Origin of the sequence: Actinophytocola sp., from assembly GCF_050699915.1 — a bacterium.
GTDB lineage: Bacteria > Actinomycetota > Actinomycetes > Mycobacteriales > Pseudonocardiaceae > Actinophytocola.
Genome location: NZ_JBOHGA010000162.1, coordinates 1 through 15,250, shown reverse-complemented (window position 1 = coordinate 15,250; position 15,250 = coordinate 1). Strand labels below are relative to the sequence as shown.

At 70.9% G+C, this 15,250-nt stretch carries 16 protein-coding genes; 6 read left to right on the top strand and 10 right to left on the bottom strand.

From position 1 onward, the window contains the following. Both ACRDSK_RS24115 and ACRDSK_RS24110 read right to left on the bottom strand, forming a co-directional pair. The coding region (locus tag ACRDSK_RS24115) for a hypothetical protein (protein WP_431443517.1) at positions 1–294 on the bottom strand (294 nt) is incomplete at its 3' end. A 70-nt stretch (positions 295–364) separates the two neighbouring features. Then, positions 365–769 carry a DUF5318 domain-containing protein gene (locus ACRDSK_RS24110; protein WP_431443516.1) on the bottom strand — a complete coding sequence of 135 codons (405 nt, stop codon included), beginning with the start codon at positions 767–769 and terminating at the stop codon, positions 365–367. A gap of 242 nt (positions 770–1,011) precedes the next feature. On the opposite strand from ACRDSK_RS24110, the gene ACRDSK_RS24105 reads away from it, so the two are divergent. From ACRDSK_RS24105 to ACRDSK_RS24090, 4 genes are all read left to right on the top strand, one after another. Further along, a complete protein-coding gene (locus tag ACRDSK_RS24105) occupies positions 1,012–1,569 on the top strand; it encodes a PadR family transcriptional regulator (RefSeq protein ID WP_431443515.1) in 558 nt (185 codons plus the stop codon). Between the two features lie 14 nt (positions 1,570–1,583). After that, positions 1,584–2,675: an inositol-3-phosphate synthase gene (locus ACRDSK_RS24100; RefSeq protein WP_431443514.1), complete on the top strand. Its 1,092-nt coding sequence runs from the start codon at positions 1,584–1,586 to the stop codon at positions 2,673–2,675. A 120-nt stretch (positions 2,676–2,795) separates the two neighbouring features. Beyond that, positions 2,796–4,856, top strand: a complete 2,061-nt coding sequence (locus ACRDSK_RS24095) for a PhoX family protein (RefSeq protein WP_431443513.1) — start codon at positions 2,796–2,798, stop codon at positions 4,854–4,856. A 59-nt stretch (positions 4,857–4,915) separates the two neighbouring features. Beyond that, positions 4,916–5,590, top strand: a complete 675-nt coding sequence (locus ACRDSK_RS24090) for an SDR family oxidoreductase (protein ID WP_431443512.1) — start codon at positions 4,916–4,918, stop codon at positions 5,588–5,590. A gap of 225 nt (positions 5,591–5,815) precedes the next feature. On the opposite strand, the gene ACRDSK_RS24085 is transcribed toward ACRDSK_RS24090, so the two are convergent. The 8 genes from ACRDSK_RS24085 to ACRDSK_RS24050 all read right to left on the bottom strand — a co-directional run bounded on the left by ACRDSK_RS24085 (position 5,816) and on the right by ACRDSK_RS24050 (position 13,955). Continuing rightward, entirely contained in the window at positions 5,816–7,114 is a 1,299-nt protein-coding gene (locus ACRDSK_RS24085) for an amidohydrolase family protein (RefSeq protein ID WP_431443511.1), read from the bottom strand. 22 nt (positions 7,115–7,136) lie between these two features. Then, entirely contained in the window at positions 7,137–8,216 is a 1,080-nt protein-coding gene (locus ACRDSK_RS24080; protein ID WP_431443510.1) for a nitric oxide synthase oxygenase, read from the bottom strand. A 99-nt stretch (positions 8,217–8,315) separates the two neighbouring features. Continuing rightward, positions 8,316–8,960, bottom strand: a complete 645-nt coding sequence (trmB, locus tag ACRDSK_RS24075) for a tRNA (guanosine(46)-N7)-methyltransferase TrmB (protein WP_431443519.1) — start codon at positions 8,958–8,960, stop codon at positions 8,316–8,318. Positions 8,961–9,199: 239 nt separating this feature from the next. Continuing rightward, positions 9,200–9,739 carry a hypothetical protein gene (locus tag ACRDSK_RS24070; RefSeq protein ID WP_431443509.1) on the bottom strand — a complete coding sequence of 180 codons (540 nt, stop codon included), beginning with the start codon at positions 9,737–9,739 and terminating at the stop codon, positions 9,200–9,202. Between the two features lie 446 nt (positions 9,740–10,185). Then, entirely contained in the window at positions 10,186–10,947 is a 762-nt protein-coding gene (locus ACRDSK_RS24065) for an ABC transporter permease (RefSeq protein ID WP_431443508.1), read from the bottom strand. Between the two features lie 4 nt (positions 10,948–10,951). Next, complete coding sequence (locus tag ACRDSK_RS24060; protein WP_431443507.1) at positions 10,952–11,902, bottom strand: ABC transporter ATP-binding protein; 951 nt, start codon at positions 11,900–11,902, stop codon at positions 10,952–10,954. A 222-nt stretch (positions 11,903–12,124) separates the two neighbouring features. Then, a complete protein-coding gene (locus ACRDSK_RS24055; RefSeq protein WP_431443506.1) occupies positions 12,125–12,781 on the bottom strand; it encodes a response regulator in 657 nt (218 codons plus the stop codon). A 19-nt stretch (positions 12,782–12,800) separates the two neighbouring features. Beyond that, positions 12,801–13,955 (bottom strand): sensor histidine kinase, encoded by a 1,155-nt coding sequence (locus ACRDSK_RS24050; protein WP_431443518.1) that lies wholly within the window; start codon positions 13,953–13,955, stop codon positions 12,801–12,803. A gap of 142 nt (positions 13,956–14,097) precedes the next feature. On the opposite strand from ACRDSK_RS24050, the gene ACRDSK_RS24045 reads away from it, so the two are divergent. Continuing rightward, a complete protein-coding gene (locus ACRDSK_RS24045; protein WP_431443505.1) occupies positions 14,098–15,024 on the top strand; it encodes a hypothetical protein in 927 nt (308 codons plus the stop codon). Further along, positions 15,021–15,250, top strand: a 230-nt coding sequence (locus ACRDSK_RS24040; protein WP_431443504.1) for a GntR family transcriptional regulator, incomplete at its 3' end; no start/stop codon positions are given. The genes ACRDSK_RS24045 and ACRDSK_RS24040, both read left to right, overlap by 4 nt.

Below are 15,250 nucleotides of genomic sequence, written 5' to 3'. Positions count from 1 at the left end.
GGGCGGTGGAGCCGCGTGGTGCGCGCCGCGGGGGTCGCGCTCGGGCATCCGATGGGAGCCGCCGTTCGCGCCGTTGCCGTTCGGCCGTGCGTGGTGCGCGCCGTTCGAGCCTTGCGCTCCGTTCGCGCCGGCCCTGCGACGGCCGGCGTTCGGGTCGTCGTCGTCCTCCCACAGCGGACTCCAGAAGCCGGTTCGCTCCTGGTGCTGGGCGCGGTTCGCGGACGAGTCAGGGTCGTCGCCAGTGGGCCACGCCGGCGAGCCGGGGCCTCGCCGGTGGCTGCGGTGATCGTTCACGTACAGGCCTCCCAGAGCGGCGCGATGGGCGGACGCGCCGTGCGGTGGTCATCTACGGCGTCGCGATCTCTCACTCGGCCGCCGTCCTTCTGCGTGGCTTGCGGTCCTCGAGTCCACGCGTACCCAGGACGTATGACTGCACCAGGTGGTTCCACCCGCAGGTACGACATACCTCCACCACATACACGGTGAACTCCTCGAAAAGGTTCGCCATCCTGGCGAGTTCCTCGGGGGCCCGCGCGGAGCCCGACGCGTGCTTCAACGCGTCACCATAGACCCAGGACACCCTGGTCAAGGGCTCTTTGCGACAGACGGGGCAGGTGACGTCGCTCGGCTCCCCGTGGAACTTCGCAGCGCGAAGCAGGTAGGGGTTGGCGTCGCACACCTCCATGGTGCCGACGCGGCCGGCGTAGACCTCCGCGAGCAGCGCTTTTCGCTGCAACGCGTAGTCGACGACCTGCCGCTGTGTTTGCACGCCCAACAGCGTACGCGGCGCCGTTATCACGTCGAGATGCTGTTTGGCCTACGGCGCGCGGGCGGCTGGCCACTCTGCGTCGTAGCCGTGATCTGACCAGCGATCATGTCCGGCAGTCGCCAGACGATCACAAATCGATGACGGATGCGCGGTGATCAAGGCCACGTTCACTCGCAGGAAGCCACCCTGATGTATCGGCGCGATATAGTGGCCCAGTAGGTCAGCGGCAAGGAAGGTAACCGGTGCTCGAGTTCGCGATCCTCGGGCTGTTGCACGAGGCCCCGATGCACGGCTACGAGCTGCGCAAGAGGCTCTCCGACTTGCTCGGCACGTTGCGGGCGTTCTCGTACGGTTCGCTGTACCCGACGCTACGCCGACTGCTGCGCGCCGGACTGATCGTCGAGGAGGTGCCGGCGGAGGAGACGGTTCGCAGTTGGGGAAAGCGGGCCAGGCGCGTGTACAAGCTGTCCGCCGAGGGCAAGGAGCGGTTCGCCGAGATGGCGGCCGATGTCGGACCGCAGGCCTACGACGACGAAGGCTTCGGCGTTCACATGGCGTTCTTCTCCCGCACGCCGGCCGACGTCAGGATGCGCATCCTGGAGGGCCGCCGGCGCCGGGTGGAGGAACGACGCGAGGGGTTGCGCTCCTCGATGGCACGGGCCGGCGAGCAGATCGATCGCTACACCCGTGAGCTCCACCGGCTCGGGCTCGAGCACAGCGAGCGGGAGGTCCGCTGGCTCAACGAGCTCATCGCGACCGAGCAGCGGGAGCAGAAGGAACCACAGGACAACGAACAGTGAGAAGGAGAACCGGCATGGGCGAACAGCGCCGCAATGTCCGGGTGGCCATCGTCGGCGTCGGCAACTGCGCCGCGTCGCTGGTGCAGGGCGTGCACTACTACCGTGACGCCGACCCGGCCGCCCGCGTTCCCGGCCTGATGCACGTGCAGTTCGGGGACTACCACGTGCGTGACGTCGAGTTCGTCGCCGCGTTCGACGTGGACGCCAAGAAGGTCGGCCGCGACCTCTCCGAGGCGATCGTGGCCAGCGAGAACAACACCATCAAGATCTGCGACGTGCCGCCGCTCGGTGTGACCGTGCAGCGCGGGCACACCTTCGACGGCCTCGGCGAGTTCTACCGGGAGATCATCACCGAGTCCGACGAGTCCCCCGTCGACATCGTGGCCGCCCTTCGCGAGTCGCGGGCCGACGTGCTGGTGTCCTACCTGCCCGTGGGCTCCGAGGAGGCGGACCGCTTCTACGCCCAGTGCGCGATCGACGCGGGGGTGGCGTTCGTCAACGCGCTGCCGGTGTTCATCGCCTCGGACCCGGAGTGGGCGGCCAAGTTCACCGAGGCCGGCGTGCCGATCGTGGGCGACGACATCAAGTCCCAGGTGGGCGCCACGATCACGCACCGGGTGTTGGCCAAGCTCTTCGAGGACCGCGGGGTCGAGCTGCTGCGTACGTACCAGCTCAACTTCGGCGGGAACATGGATTTCATGAACATGTTGGAGCGCAAGCGGCTGCAGTCGAAGAAGATCTCCAAGACCCAGTCGGTCACCTCGCAGATCCCGCACGAGATGGAGCGCGCTGCCGTCCACATCGGACCGTCGGACCACGTGCCGTGGCTGGACGACCGCAAGTGGGCCTACGTGCGGCTGGAGGGCAAGGCGTTCGGCGACGTGCCGCTGAACATGGAGTACAAGCTCGAGGTGTGGGACTCGCCCAACTCCGCCGGCGTGATCATCGACGCCGTCCGCGCCGCGAAGATCGCGCTGGACCGGGGCATCGGCGGGCCGATCCTGTCGGCCTCGTCGTACTTCATGAAGTCGCCACCGGAGCAGTACTCGGACTCCGAGGCCTACGACGCGGTGGAGAAGTTCATCGCCGGCGAGCTGGAGCGCTGATCGCGGGGCACACCAGGTCCGACTGAACAGGATGTTCGCGCGGCGTTCACCGGGACCTCTTGTTCCATCGAAGCTGCTTTCCTAGGGTCAGCGCGTTCCCACCTGACCAGGAGGCTTCGCGTGTCATCCCCCGAGAAATCCCGGCTCCTCCCGCTGCTGCCCAACCATCCGCTCGGGCGCGCCGCGGTCACCTGCCGCTACCGGTGCGGAAACGCCTGCGCCCACGAGGCGCCCAACAAGTCCGGCAACGCGTACTTCGGCGACGTGGTCGCGCAGGTCCTCGCCCGACGCAAGGTGCTCAAGGCCGGCGCCGTGGTCGCCGTGGCCGGGGCGAGCACGGCCGCGCTCGGCGCGGGTGGCGCGACGGCCGCACCTCGCCCGGTCGCCGGCGGTGGACAGGGCGATGGACATGGGCACGGCGGCACCGGTCTCGACTTCGAGCCGGTCGCGCCCAACACCGAGGACGCGGTGGTCGTCGCTCGCGGCTACGAGCACGAGGTGCTGATCCGCTGGGGCGATCCGGTCGTGCCGGGCGCCCCGGAGTTCGACTTCGCGAACCAGACCGCGGCCGCCCAGTCCAAGCAGTTCGGGTTCAACAACGACTTCTGCGGACTCGTTCCTGTGCCGGGCTGCCGCGACCGCTGGTTCATGGTCAACAACCACGAGTACTCCAGCGAGCTCTTCATGTTCCACGGCTACGACCCCGACAACCCGACCCGCGAGCAGTTCGAGGTCGGTCTTGCCGCGCACGGGCTGTCGGTCGTCGTGGTCGAGGAGAAGCGCCACGGCCGGCTCGGCGTCGTCATGGACCGGAAGTTCAACCGGCGGATCACGATGAACACGCCGTTCACCGTGCGCGGCCCGGCGGCCGGGTCCGACCTGCTCAAGACGTCGGCCGACCCGACCGGCACGGTCGTGCTCGGCACCATGAACAACTGCGCGGGCGGGGTCACGCCGTGGGGCACGATCCTGTCCGGCGAGGAGAACGTCAACCAGTACTTCGCCAACGCCGACGCCGTCACCGACCCGGAGGCCCGCGCCCGGCTGGCCCGCTACGGCTTCCCGGCCGCGGCGAGCGACCGCAAGTGGGAGCGCTTCGAGCGCCGCTTCGACCTGGCACAGGACCCGAACGAGGCGAACCGGTTCGGCTGGATCGTCGAGATCGACCCGCAGGACCCGAAGGGCAACCCGGTCAAGCGCACGGCGCTCGGCCGGTTCAAGCACGAGGGCGCGAACGTCATCGTGGCCAAGAACGGCCGGGTCGTCGCGTACATGGGCGACGACGAGCGGTTCGACTACCTCTACAAGTACGTCTCGGACGGCAAGTTCAAGCCCGGCGGCAGCCGTCACGCGCGCGAGCACAACAAGAAGCTGCTCGACCACGGCACGCTGTACGTCGCGAAGTTCACCGGCGACAGCCCGGTCTCGGAGATCGACGGCACCGGCCGGCTGCCCTCCGACGGCGAGTTCGACGGCTCCGGCGAGTGGATCCCGCTGGCGCGCGGCGACAGGTCCTTCGTGGACGGCTTCACCGCCGAGGAGGTCTACGTCTTCACCCGTCAGGCCGCGGACGCGGTCGGCGCGACGAAGATGGACCGCCCGGAGGACGTCGAGCCGAGCCTGAAGAGCGGCCGGATGTACGCGGCGCTGACCAACAACACCGACCGGGGCGCCGCCGGCAAGGAGGGGGCCACCGAGATCAACCCGCGGGTGGCGAACAAGCACGGCCACGTGCTGGAGCTGGAGGAGGCGCGCCGGGACAACACGGCGACGCGGTTCGCCTGGCAGCTGATGCTGGTGTGCGGCGACCCGAACTCGCCGGACACGTACTTCGCGGGGTACGACAAGTCACAGGTCAGCCCGATCTCCTGCCCGGACAACGTGGCGTTCGACAGCAAGGGCAACCTGTGGATTTCCACCGACGGCAACGCGCTCGAGTCGAATGACGGCCTGTTCGCGGTGCCGGTCGAGGGCCGCGAGCGCGGGCACGTGAAGCAGTTCCTGACGGTACCGATCGGTGCGGAGACGTGCGGCCCGGTCGTGCGGGACGACTTCGTGATGGTGTCAGTACAGCACCCGGGCGAGCTGGACGACGCCAGCGCGGACAACCCGCTGTCCCACTGGCCGGACGGCGGGGACAGCCAGCCGCGCGCGTCGGTCGTGGTGGTGCGGAAGAAGTAGCCCTACCTGCGGTCGGGCCGCGCTCCCCCGGGGCGCGGCCCTTTCGTAGTGTTGGCGCCATGACCGACCGGCCCCTCGCCCTGATCACCGGTGCGTCCCGAGGCATCGGCGCGGCCGTGGCCCGTGCCCTCGCGGACACCCACGACCTGCTGCTCGGCGGCCGCGACTCGGCCGCGCTCGCGGCGGTCGCGGCGGACCTGCCGAGCGCCCGCCCGTGGCCGGTGGAGCTGACCGACTACGCGGCCGTCGGCGAGTCGCTCGGCGGTGTCGACCGGCTGGACGTCCTCGTGCACTCGGCGGGCATCTCGCGGCTGGGCGCGCTGGCGGAGGTGACGGCGGCGGACTGGCGGGACTCGTTCGAGATCAACGTGGTGGCGGTCGCCGAGCTGACCAGGATGTTGTTGCCGGCCCTGCACGCGGCGTCGGGACACGTCGTACTGATCAACTCGGGTTCGGGCATCAAGGCGAACCCGCAGTGGGGCCCGTACGCGGCGAGCAAGTTCGCCCTCCGCGCGTACTCCGACGTCCTGCGCGCGGAGGAGCCGACGCTCCGCGTCACGTCGATCCACCCCGGCCGCACGGTGACGGACATGCAACGAGCGGTCCGAGCCTTCGAAGGCGGCGAGTTCGAACCGTCGAAGTACATGGACCCGAACTCGGTGGCCGCGATGATCCAGGCGGCGATCGCCACCCCACCGGACGCCCACGTCCACGAGGTGATCATCCGCCCCTGACCGCGGAACGGTCACAAGCGCCACTCGCGACCCGGAGTTGTCCACAGCCCAGCTCGCAGCCCCAGAACTGTCGCCCCTCACGACTAGAGTGGAAAGCGGGGGGCCCCCGCGGATCCCCGAGTTGTCCACAGGCTCCGGCGTCGGCGCCCGGTTCTGTCGGGGAGGCTCGGTACGCTGGATTTCGGGGGGCCGGAGGCCACCGACGATCTTGAACGGCCGCGTGGGTCAGCGGATGCGGCGGGTCACCTCGCCCGCCGCGGCCTGTGCCTTCATTCTGTCCACTGTGGTCGGTTCGTGGTCCGCGACCACCTGTTCGCCGGCTACCCAGACGTCCTGCACCAGGCGGGCGCCCGCCGCCCACACCAGGTTTGCCAGCAGGTGCTCGTCCGGCACGTCCAAGCCCGCGGAGAACGCCGGGTCGTCCACCCGCACGTGCACCACGTCCGCCCAGCGGCCCGCCTCCAACGCGCCGATGTCGTCCCGGCCCACCGCCTCGGCACCGCCGCGGGTCGCCAGCAGCAGGGCGTCCGTCGCCACCAGCGCGGTGGGGTCCATCGTGGACAGTCGGGCCAGGAGTACGGCCAGGCGCATCTCCTCCCACAGGTCCAGGTCGTCGTTGCTGGCCGGGCCGTCCGTGCCGAGGCCGACCCGCACCCCGCCCGCCAGCATGGCCGGTACCCGGGCGATCCCCGACGTCAGCTTCGCGTTCGAGCCCGGGCAGTGCGCCACCCCGACTCCGGCGCCGGCGAGCACCGCGATGTCCTCATCGGACAGATGGACCGCGTGTGCCGCCAGCACGCGGCCGCCGAACAGGCCGAGCTCCGCGAGCATCCGCGGCACCGAGCCGTACCTGGCGCGCTGCTCGGCGTCCTCCTCTGCCGACTCCGCCACGTGGATCAGCACCAGCGCGTCCCGCGCCCGCGCCGCCTCGCCGACCATCGTCAGCGCCGCCGGCGGCAGCGTGTACCCCGAGTGCGGGCCGTAGCCCAGCTCGATGCGACCGTGCGTGCCGAGGAACCGGCCGTCGACGTCGATGCGGGCGCTGACCTCGTCCAGCTGCGCCCGCCAGTCGTGGCCCGGAGTGTCCACGATGGCCGGACCGAGCAGCGCGCGCTGCCCGGTCGCCGACAGCGCGCGCACCACATGGTCCGTGTGGAAGTACTGCTCGACGCTCGTGGTGATCCCGCCGCGCAGCATCTCCACCGAGCCCAGCAGCATGCCCACCTCGACGTCCGCCGGGGTCAGCTTCGCCTCGGCCGGCCAGATGATCTCCCGCAGCCAGCGCAGCAGCGGAAGGTCGCCACCCATGCCGCGCAGCACGGTCATCGGGCTGTGCGCGTGGGTGTTGACCAAGCCTGGCAGCAGGATGCCCGGCACCGACCGGACCGGGTCGGCCGTCGCGGGCGCGTCGGCGAACGGGCCGACGTAGCCGAGCCGGCCGTCCGGCAGCACGTCCACGACGGCATCGCGCAGTACCGAGCAGGCGGGGTCACAGGGCAGGACGATGGGGGCACGCAAACGCATGCGCGCGATCCTGCCAGGACGCTCAGCGCGCCGTTTCGTCGTCCCACGCGACGAACGCCGGCCGGCCCGACCCGGCCGTCGCGGGCAGGAAACCGTCCACCGAGTGCTCGATCGCCACGCCGGCCGCGTCGAACGAGTGCACCACCGCGCGGTTCAGCTCCACGGCCGCCCGGTCCCGCCACAGCGTCCGCTCCGACGACACGTCCAGCCCGAGTCGCTCGGCGATGTGGCGCACCAGCCCGTAGGCGGCGTCGTCGGCCAGCACGTCCTCGCCGATCGCCTGGCAGATGTAGATCCCGTTGTACGGCGCCGCCGGGTAGGTGACGCCGCCGATCACCAGCCGCATGTTGCTGATCACCGGCACCGCGGGCCAGCGCAGCCCCAGCCCCACGAACCACGGCAGGTCCGGATGCTCCAGCGGCACCTCGCGTACGACGTCGCGCGGCAGCGGGTGCAGCGAGACGCCCTCGTGCGCGGTCTGCACTACCAGCGGCAGCTTGTCGAACGCGCTGCGCCCGGTCGGCGGTCGCCAGCCCAGCCGGCACACGACGTTGGTGAAATCGATGTAGCGCCGGTCGCCGATCACCCGACCCGGCTCGGCGTAGCCCGCGTACCGGACCAGCTGGTCGTTGCGGATCCGCGGGCCCGGCCGCCACGGGGTGTCCGGTGCGAACACGCTGACCATCGGCCGCACCCGGCCGCCGTTCGTCGCGGCGCGCAGGTGCTGCACGCACTGCGCGGCCACCTCGGCGTTGTCCCGGATCTCCCGCAGGTCACGGACGAGCAGGCCGCGCCACGGCACGTCGGCCGGGCACCAGCCGCTGTCGCGCAGCGCAAGCCGGGCGCCGAAGGCCAGCTCGGCGGGCTTGTGCCGGTAGGTGCCGGTGGCGGCGATCTCCGCACGCACCTTCGCGAGCCGCGCCTCGATCTGGCCGGCGTTCGGGCGCGCACTGTGGAACGCGCGCAGGAACTCCTCGGCCTCGGCGTAGGCGGACGCGGACCGGCGGGCGGATGCGCCGTAGTCGCCGGGTTGTTGCGGGGGTCGCCCGGCGGTGGCGAGAGGTCGTGGGGGCTGGAAGGCCTCGTCGCGCAGTGCGGTCACACCTGTGGGTATCGGCCCCGCTAGGGGCGGGCTCGATTACCTGGTCGTGTGGTATCTGCGGACGTAGCACTACGCTCGGTGGACGGCAAAGCGGACAATTCAGACTTGTTCGAAGATCAGGTCCCGACTGACCCGCCCGGCCTCCTCGGCCCGGCTCTCGAACTTCGTCCGCGGGCGCCACTCCGGTCGCGGCGCCCAGCCGCCGGGCGCCGCCGAGTAGACGTTGCGCAGCGACGGCTCGGCCGTGCAGACGGCGAGCATCTGCTCGGCGTACTCGGCCCAGTCGGTCGCCAGGTGCACCCGGCCGCCAGGCTCGAGCCGGGACGCGACCAGCGCCATGAACTCCGGCTGCACGAGCCGGCGCTTGTGGTGCTTCTTCTTCGGCCAGGGGTCCGGGTAGAAGATCCGCACGCCGGCGAGCGAGGCCGGGGCGAGGTGCGCCCCGAGCAGGACGACCGCGTCGCCGCGCAGCAGCCGGAGGTTCTCGATGCCCATGGTCTCGACGCGCATCATCAGCTGCGCGAGGCCGGCCTGGAACACGTCGACGGCCACGTAGTTGAGCTCGGGGGCGGCCTGCGCCAGTGCGGCCGTGGTCTCGCCCATCCCGGGCCCGATCTCCAACAGCGCCGGCGCCGAGCGGCCGAACCACTCGGCGACGTCGAGCGGGCCGGCCGGCAGCGTCGCGACGTCGCGGCCCAGCGCCGGCCACAGCCGGTCCCAGGCGCGGGTCTGGCCGACGGTCATCCGGCCGCCGCGGTTGACGAAGCTGACCACCGTGCGGCGGTGGGTCAGGTCGGAGGGCGAATCCACCCGCGAGAGCCTAGGGCACATCTAACGGATCTCCGGCCGCGCGATTCGCGCCCAGCCGGCCCCTGGCCGCGTTGTCACAATGGCCGAGTACGCCCGGTACGAGGCCATCGCTCCGCCTTGCCAGGAACCGGCTGGATCACGAATCGCATCGACCAAGATCCGCCAGACGCGCCCTAGGCGGGCGGCAGCGCCTCCAGGTGCGCGAGGTTCGCGCGCAGGTCGGCGAGCCCTCGCACGGGCATCGGGTCCGGGGTCTTGCCGGAGTGCGCGGGGTAGACGTCGAGCCAACCGGGGTGGCGGTCGGTGAGCATCAGGGTCGTGGGCACACCCGGTTCGGTGAGCCTTCGCTCCGAAGGGACGAACTCCCAGAATCCGGAGTCTCCATCGGTGTTCCAGGGCACGTAGACCCAGCCCGTGCGCGCGGAGAGCAGCTTGGCGGTCCGGTCCTCCACGGCGAAGCCCTCGACGCGGGTGTCCAGGTTGCCGGCCGCGATCGCCCGCAGCCACCAGGGTGCGGGCGCGGTCGGATCAGCCGTGCGGATCCGCTGGTAGAGGGCGACCACCTGCTGCTCGGGTGCCCGGTGCAGCCACGACCGGCGCGCCTGCGCGGGCACCGTGGCGTCCTCGCCGCCCCACTGCTCGATCGCTTGTGACCACTCGAGGCCGATCATCGGCTCGACACGTAAGGTGCCGGCGGTCGAAGGGGATGACATCGACGACTGGTTGGACGAGCGACGTTGCTCAGCCGCGGAAGCGGCTTCGGGAAACGGGCCGGTGTCAACCACCGTCACAAGTCCACCTCCAAGGACACCCCACGTATGGAGCAAGGCGCGATCGGGACTGCTCAGTTTCGATATCACTCTCCGAGCAGGCCGCTTGTCCGCCTCCTGTGGCTGAGGTCACAGTGACTTAACGTGGTCTTAACCACGCCGTTCGGTGTACAACACATGGCCCCGTCCACCTCGACCATCGGACTTAGGTGGCCACCCGTTACCGGTTCGCGACATTTCAGGCTATCTAACGGCTGTCTTCATTCGAATGGCCGTACGCGCGCAAGAGCCCGGGCCACCCCCCGCAAGGTGACCCGGGCTCTCCCCCTGCTACCGCGGTCCGCCGGCTCGCGCTCCCCACGCGCTCCCGCCCTCGGACCGCGGCGTGCTCACGCGTCCCGCTTGTTCGCGGTGACCACCCCGATGATCAACAGCACCAGTGCGAAGCCGGCGAAGTAGGCGAGCGCCCACCACGGGCCCAGCTCGGCGGCCGACGGGGGCGGACCCTCGCCGATGGGGCGACCAGTCGCGTCGGGGTTCCCGGTGATGAACTTGTCGGCCACGTAGAAGGGCATCCACTTCTGGATGTCGTCGCCGACCTTGGGGATCAGCACGACCAGGCTCTCCACCAGCAACGCATAGATCAGGATCGCCGACACGGCGCCGGCCGAGTGGCGGATGAGCAGGCCCACGGCCACGGCGATGATCGCGGTGATCGCGTAGATCAGGCCGATGCCGGCCACGGCACGCCACTCGTAGGCGGTGTCGATGCCGAGGTTGGCGCTCGGCTGGATCAGCTTCGCGATCCCCACCGAGCCGAACGCGGCGATCTCGCCGATCAGCCCGGCGAACAGCGCCACGACTGTGGCCTTGGAGAGCAGCGTGGCCGTCCGGTTCGGGATCGCCTGGAACGTGGCCTTGATCGTGCCGAAGCGGTACTCGGTGGTGATCGCCAGCGTGGCCATCACCATGATCACCATCAGGCCGAAGTTGTAGCCGAACTGTGTCGAAGCGATCGTCGGTGTGTTCTCGGTGTCGACCCCGGCGATCAGCGCGGCGAAGCCGACGGTGACCGCGAGGGCGGCCAGCGTGCACCACAGCGGCGAGCGCGTGGTGAAGAGCTTGATGCGTTCAACGGCGAGCAGAGTCATCGGTTCACTTCCCGGCAGGCATGAGGTCGGCGGCGGCAGCCTCGGGGTCGCCCCCGTTGGTGGCTTGGTACTCCACGGAGTCGCCGGTGAGCTGGATGAAGGCCTCCTCGAGCGAGCCGCGCTGCGGGCTCAGCTCGTGGAGCACCACGCTGTTCGCGGCGGCGAGCTCACCGACGGCGGCACTGTCCATTCCGGTCACGACGAGGCTGTCGCCCTCGTCCCGGAGGGTGGCGCCGTGCTGGCCCAACGCCGTACGCAGCTGCGCGATCTGCGGACTGCGCACCACGACGGTGTTCTCGGTCGCCTGCGCGACGAAGTCCTCGGTGCTGCACTGCGCGATCATCTGACCACGGCCGATGACCACGAGCTCCTGCGCGGTCAGCGCCATCTCCGAGAGCAGGTGGCTGGACACGAACACGGTCCGGCCCTCGTCGGCCAGCCGGTGCATGAACCGGCGGATCCATAGGATGCCCTCCGGGTCGAGGCCGTTGACCGGCTCGTCGAACAGCAGCACCTGCGGGTCGCCGAGCAGCGCGGCCGCGATGCCGAGCCGCTGGGACATGCCGAGCGAGAACCCGCCGGCCCGGCGGTTCGCGACACCGGTCAGGCCCACGATGTCGAGCACCTCGTCGACACGCTTGGCCGGCAGCTTGTTGGACCGCGCGAGCCAGCGCAGGTGCGCGCGGGCCGAGCGGTTGGGGTGCACCCACTTCGCGTCCAGCAGCGCGCCGACCGTGCGCAGCGGGTTGTGCAGCTCCTGGTAGCGCTTGCCGTCGATGCGGACGCTGCCGGCGTTGGGCGCGTCCAGCCCGAGGATCATGCGCATGGTGGTCGATTTCCCGGCGCCGTTCGGGCCGAGGAAGCCGGTGACCCGACCGGACTGGACGGTGAAGGACAGGTCGTCCACCGCGACCGTCTTCCCGTAGCGCTTGGTGAGGCCAACTGCCTCGATCATGGTCTCTCCCTGATTCGTCTTGTCCCCGTGCCGCAAATACTGGCGGTGTACGGGCTTTTCGCACGTCCACCTGTGGTCGCCAGTTCAGGTCAACTTCTGGGAGTAGCGTCCATCAGCCAAAAGGGTGGTGTATCCGTTACGACCCTGAGTCCGACCCTGATTCGCGGTCACCCCCAGGTAGGGGTCGCGCCGGAGTCTGGCCTACCGCGGCTGAGCGGGTTCTCAGAAATCGCCGGGCCTGACCAGGCCCGTCTCGTAGGCGAGCACCACGGCCTGCACCCGGTCCCGCAGGTCCAGTTTGGACAGCACGCGGCCGACGTGGGTCTTCACCGTGGCCTCGGAGAGGAAGAGCTTGCGGGCGATCTCGGTGTTGGACAGCCCCTGCGCGATCAGCAGCAGGACCTCGCGCTCCCGGTCGGTCAGCACGTCCAGCACGGCCGCGTCGCGCAGCTGGCCGCCGGCCGAGCCGAGGAACCGGTCCAGCAGCCGCTTCGTCACGCTCGGCGAGACGACCGCGTCGCCGCTCGCCACCGCCCGCAGCGCGGACACGAGCTGCACCGACGGCGTGTCCTTGAGCAGGAACCCGCTGGCCCCGTTGCGCAGCGCGGACAGCGCGTACTCGTCGAGGTCGAACGTCGTCATCACGAGCACCTTGGCGAAACCCTGCGCGGTGATCAGCTTGGTGGCCTCGACCCCGTCGAGCACCGGCATCCGCACGTCCATCAGCACGACGTCCGGGCGCAGGTCGCCGGCCAGCTCCACGGCCTCCCTGCCGTTGCCGGCCTCGCCGACGATCTCCATGTCCTCCTGCGCGCCGAGCACCATGCGGAACCCGACGCGCATCAGCTCCTGGTCGTCGACCAGCACCACCCTGATCACAGGGACAAACTAGCCGCCCTCAGTCCGCGGCGAGGGGCAGCCGGGCCCGAACCTGCCAGCCGCCGCCGGGCCGCGGCCCCGCGTCGAGCGAGCCGCCGAACACCAGAGCTCGCTCGCGCATGCCGATCAGCCCGTTGCCGCCGGACACCCCGACCAGCGTGCGCGTGCTGTGCCGGCCGTCGTCGGAGATGTCCAGGCACACCTCGTCGCCGGTCCGCTCCACCCGCACCATGGCCTTCGTGCCCGGGCCCGCGTGCTTGAGCGAGTTGGTCAGCGCCTCCTGCACGATCCGGTAGATTCCGAGGCCCACGCCGGCGGGAAGGTCGTCCACGTCGCCGACGATCTCCAGCCGCACCGGCAGGCCCACCGCACGCACCCGCTCGGCCAGCTCGGACAGCGACTGCGTGCCCGCCGGCTGCGGGGTCAGGTCGCCGTCGCCCTCCTCGCTGCGCAGCACGCCCAGCAGCCGGCGGAGCTCGGCCAGTGCCTCCCGGCCGGTCGAGGAGATCGTGCGGACCGCCCGCTCGGCGAGCTCGGGCTGCGTGTGCACCGCGTACGTGGCGCCGTCGGCCTGCACGACGATCACGCTCACCGCGTGTGCGACGACGTCGTGCAGCTCGCGGGCGATCCGCGCCCGCTCGGCCGCCACCGCCATCCGCGCCTGGTGGTCCCGCTCGACCTCCAACAGTGCGAGCCGCTGCTCCACCTCCGCCTGGTAGGCGCGCCGCGCGCCGACGAACTCGCCGAGCGCCCAACAGAAGGCGAGCGCCAGCGCCGTCACGATCGACGTGACGACCCATTGCTGGCGCATCTGATCCAGCACGGTCAACTGCACGGCCGTGAGCACCATGTTCGCGACCGCGTAGAGCGTCGCCGGCTTGCGGCCCACGTAGGCGACCAGCGTGTAGAGCGCGATGCAGGTCGTCAACAGGCCCGCCACGCCCAGCTCGAGCGAGGTGTGCGGGATGCCGATCAGCAGCGTGAGGTAGGCGACCGCGACCGGGTACCTGCGCCGGTACACCAGCGGCGCCACCACGCCCAGCACGATCGGCAACGACACGTACCACGGCGCCGGCGCGGCGTTCTCCGCCGCGGACGCGATGTAGATCAGCGCGTCGAAGCAGGCGAGCAGGCCGGCGAGCAGGCTGTCACCCACCATCGGGTGGGCCTTCATCCACAGGCTGAACCGGCGCACGGACCCAGCGTAGGCAGCCGGCGCGTACCTCGGCGTCACACGCGGGTCGCACTGTTGGTCCACCCCGAGGTTGACCCGTGCGCTAGCTTTGTATCAAACACTCGATACAAAGAGGTGCGGCGTGGACTCCATGTGGCTGTCGAACACGCTCCTGCCCGCGCTCATCGCCGCGGCGGTGCTGTTGCTCGTGCTCTGGCCGACCAAGCAGAGCGGGCGACGGCTGCTGCGGAACTGGGGCCTCGCCGAGCCGACCGAGCAGCAGATCGCCGTGGCGGTCCGGTACCTGTGGCAGCGCCGGATCCTCTATGTCGTGCTCATCGTGGCGCTCCCGCCCGCGGTCAGCCTGGTCCTGCCCGCCGTGGACAACAACCCGTGGCCGGCGAACATCGTCGTCCTGCTGCTGGCCGCGATGTTGATCGCCGAGCTGGTCGCCGTCGTGCGTCCGGTGCGCGGGGTGCGGGTGGCCTCGCTCGATCCGCGTGGCTGGCGCGACCTGGTGCCGCGCTGGGCGGTCGTGGTGCTCGCCGGCCTGGCGTCCGTGGTCGTGGCGCTGGTCGTGCTCGGGCTGGCCGCGCAGCCGTGGGCCGACCGGTACGCGGCCGAGCTGCCGGCCGGTGGGAGCCGCGAGGCGGTCGAGTCCGACCTGGGCACCCAGACCCGGCTGGTCGAGCCGACCGGCTGGGCCACGCTCGCCGGCGTCGTCGTGTGCCTGGCCGTCGTGGCGGTGGTGGTGCTCCTCGCCGTGCGGCGGCCCGCGGTGGCCGACCCCGCGGTCGATGCCGCGCTGCGGACCCGGACCGCACGGGTCGCCGTGGGCATCGGGATGGGCTGGCTCGCCGGGCTGGTGTTCGAGGCGCAGAGCCGGCTCGGGTTCCTGCTGACCGCGGGCGCGGGCGTCGGTCGGGTGCCGGACCGGCCCGGCTGGCTGGACTCCGGCCTTGGGCCGATCTACGACATCCTCGGGTTCGCCGTGTTCGTCGTGGCCGTCGGCTGTTGGCTGCTGGTGGCCGCGCCGAGCCGTGGCGCCCTCGCGCGCAGCGGACGGTGACCGCACCGAGGGTCGTCGTCGACCCGGACAGCGGGGTCGCGCCGTGGCGGCAGGTCCGCGACCAGCTGACCCACCTCGTGCGGACGGGCGCGCTGCCGGTGGGCAGCCGGCTGCCGGCCATCCGCCAGCTGGCCGGTGACCTCGGGCTCGCCGCGGGCACGGTCGCGCGGGTGTACCGCGAGCTGGAGGCGGCCGGCGTGCTGCGCACCGCGCGGCGGGCCGGCAC